General features: G+C 73.9%; 2 protein-coding genes. Both read right to left on the bottom strand.

Going from position 1 to position 2,370, the window contains the following annotated elements; all coding sequences use genetic code 11:
- Window positions 1–50 precede the first annotated feature (50 nt).
- A complete protein-coding gene (locus tag ACFWRO_RS37035) occupies window positions 51–1,700 on the bottom strand; it encodes an acyl-CoA dehydrogenase family protein (RefSeq protein ID WP_384519093.1) in 1,650 nt (549 codons plus the stop codon).
- The gene (locus ACFWRO_RS37030; protein ID WP_384519090.1) at window positions 1,684–2,301 is read right to left on the bottom strand and encodes a TetR/AcrR family transcriptional regulator; all 618 of its coding nucleotides are present in this window, start codon (window positions 2,299–2,301) and stop codon (window positions 1,684–1,686) included. The genes ACFWRO_RS37035 and ACFWRO_RS37030 overlap by 17 nt, the downstream gene beginning before the upstream one ends.
- Window positions 2,302–2,370: the final 69 nt, after the last annotated feature.

The raw sequence follows: 2,370 nt of genomic DNA, 5'->3' as shown, positions 1-2,370 counted from the left end.
CTCGGAGGAGCCACGGCCGACGCGTTCCGCCCGCCGCGTCGGACCGGTCCTCAGGCCGGCTGCGGGGTGGCGCGGCTGATGATCGACGCCGTGTCCAGACCGGGCGGCAGGGTGCCGAACGCGATGCCCCAGTCGCTGTCCAGACGTGAGGCGCAGAAGGCGTCGGCCACCGCCGGGTGGCCGTGCCGGACGAGCAGCGAGCCCTGGAGGACCAGGGCCATGCGCTCGACGAGGCGCCGCGCGCGGTACTCCAGGGCCGCCGGGTCGTCGCCGAGGTCGCCGACGTCCTTCCGCAGCCGGGCCGTCGCCGCGTCGAGCCGGTGGTCGGCGCCCGAGGCGCGGTCGACCTCCGCGAAGAACGCCTCGACCGCCTGAGGCTGTCGCCCCATCGCGCGCAGCACGTCGAGGGCGGCCACGTTGCCTGAGCCCTCCCAGATCGAGGGCAGCGGGGACTCGCGGTAGAGCCGCGGGAGGCCGGAGTCCTCGACATAGCCGTTGCCGCCCAGGCACTCCAGCGCCTCGGCCGCGTGAGCGGGAGCACGCTTGCACACCCAGTACTTGGTCACCGCGAGCCCGATCCGGCGCAGCAGCTCCTCGTCCGCGTCGCCCGCCGCCGCCCGGTCCACGGCGCCGGCGAGTCGCAGGCCCGCGATCGTCGCCGCCTCCGCCTCCACCGCCAGGTCGGCGAGGACGTTGGTCATCAGCGGCTGGTCGATCAGCCGCGCCCCGAACGCGCTGCGGTGCGTGGCGTGGTGCACCGCCTGTACGAGCCCCTGGCGCATCCCGGACGCCGAACTGACCGCGCAGTCGAGCCGGGTCATGTTGACCATCCGGATGATGGTCGCCACCCCGCGACCCTCCTCGCCGACGAGACGGCCGAGCGCACCCACGTACTCGATCTCGGACGAGGCGTTGGAGCGGTTGCCGAGCTTGTCCTTCAGCCGCTGCAGCCGGATCGCGTTGCGCGTGCCGTCGGGCAGCACCCGGGGCACGAGGAAGCAGGAGAGTCCCCCCGGCGCCTGGGCCAGGGTGAGGAAGACGTCCGACATGGGCGCCGACGTGAACCACTTGTGGCCGGTGAGCGCGTAGAAGCCGTCCTCGCCCGTCGGCACCGCCCGCGTCGTGTTCGCGCGGACGTCCGAGCCGCCCTGCTTCTCGGTCATCGACATCCCGGCGATGAGGCCGGCCTTCGACGTCGGCTCGCGCAGCCCGAAGTCGTAGACGGGGGAGGAGAGGAGCGGTTCGTACACCTCGGCGAGTCCGGGCTCCGCGCGCAGGGCGGGCACCGCCGCGTACGTCATCGAGATCGGGCACAGGTGCCCGGGATCGGCCTGCCCCCACACGAACACCTTCGCCGCCCGCGCCACATGCGCGCCCGGTCGCCCGTCGCTCCACGGCGCCCCGTGCAGTCCGTGCCGTACGGCGACGGTCATCAGCTCGTGCCAGTACGGGTGGAACTCGACCTCGTCGACGCGGTGGCCGTACCGGTCGTGCGTGTGCAGGACCGGGGAGTGCCGCTCGGCCAGCCGCCCCCACTCCTGGGCCTCCTCGCCGCCGGCCCGCACCCCGAGCTCGCGCACCTCGGCCTCGGCCCAGCCCGCGCCCTCGCGACGCAGCCCCTCCAGGAGGGCCGGGTCGGCCGACACGTCGTAACCGCTCAGCGGCGGGACTTGGTTGGTGACCTCATGCGTGGGTGGCATCGGGAACTCCCAGGGCTCTCAGGGTGAAGGTGACCAGTGCGGGTACGGTCTCGGGCCCCACCGTGCCCTCCGCCAGCGGACCGACGAGCGCCTCCGCGCCCGCCCCGACCAGAGCGGACGCTGTCAGCGAGGCGTCCTGCGGCGGAAGCTCACCGGACCGCACGCCCTCGGCGATCCGCTCGGCGAAGACATCGCGGAACGCCCGCCGGAAGACCAGCCGTTCGGCGTCCACGGCCGGATCCACGGGCTCGGCGAGCAGGGCGTAGGCGAGCCGGGGGGACTTCAGGGCGCGCTGGGCGAAGGTCTCGATGACCGCGACGACCCGCTCGGCCGCCCCCTCGTGCTCGGGCCGGCCGGCGGCCTCGGCCACGGCGGCCACCTCGCGCGAGACCACGGTGCGGAAGAGCTCCACGGCCAGCTCGGCCTTGCTGGGGAAGTGGTGGTAGACGCTGCCGGTCGCGATCCCGGCCCGGGTGGCGACCGCGGCCATCGTGCAGCCCGCGTACCCGTGCTCGGCGAGCAGCTCGAGCGCCGCGTCGACGACGGTGGCACGCCGGTCGTCGAGCCGGGCCTGGACCGCGGGGGTGCGTCGGTAGGGCATGGAAGAAGTGAAGCAGTGATTCATTGCTTCAACAAGGGTTGACGCGGGATGCGCGACGCCCCCGGATCG

The sequence above is a fragment of the Streptomyces sp. NPDC058579 genome (assembly GCF_042718575.1).
Lineage (GTDB): Bacteria > Actinomycetota > Actinomycetes > Streptomycetales > Streptomycetaceae > Streptomyces.
The sequence above is the reverse complement of the archived record's forward strand: the minus strand, read 5'-3'. Positions and strand labels throughout refer to the sequence as shown.

Coding starts and splice junctions, on each gene's coding strand:
- ACFWRO_RS37035 (WP_384519093.1), bottom strand. CDS start 1,700: ATGCCACCCACGCATGAGGTCACCAACCAAGTCCCGCCGCTGAGCGGT.
- ACFWRO_RS37030 (WP_384519090.1), bottom strand. CDS start 2,301: ATGCCCTACCGACGCACCCCCGCGGTCCAGGCCCGGCTCGACGACCGG.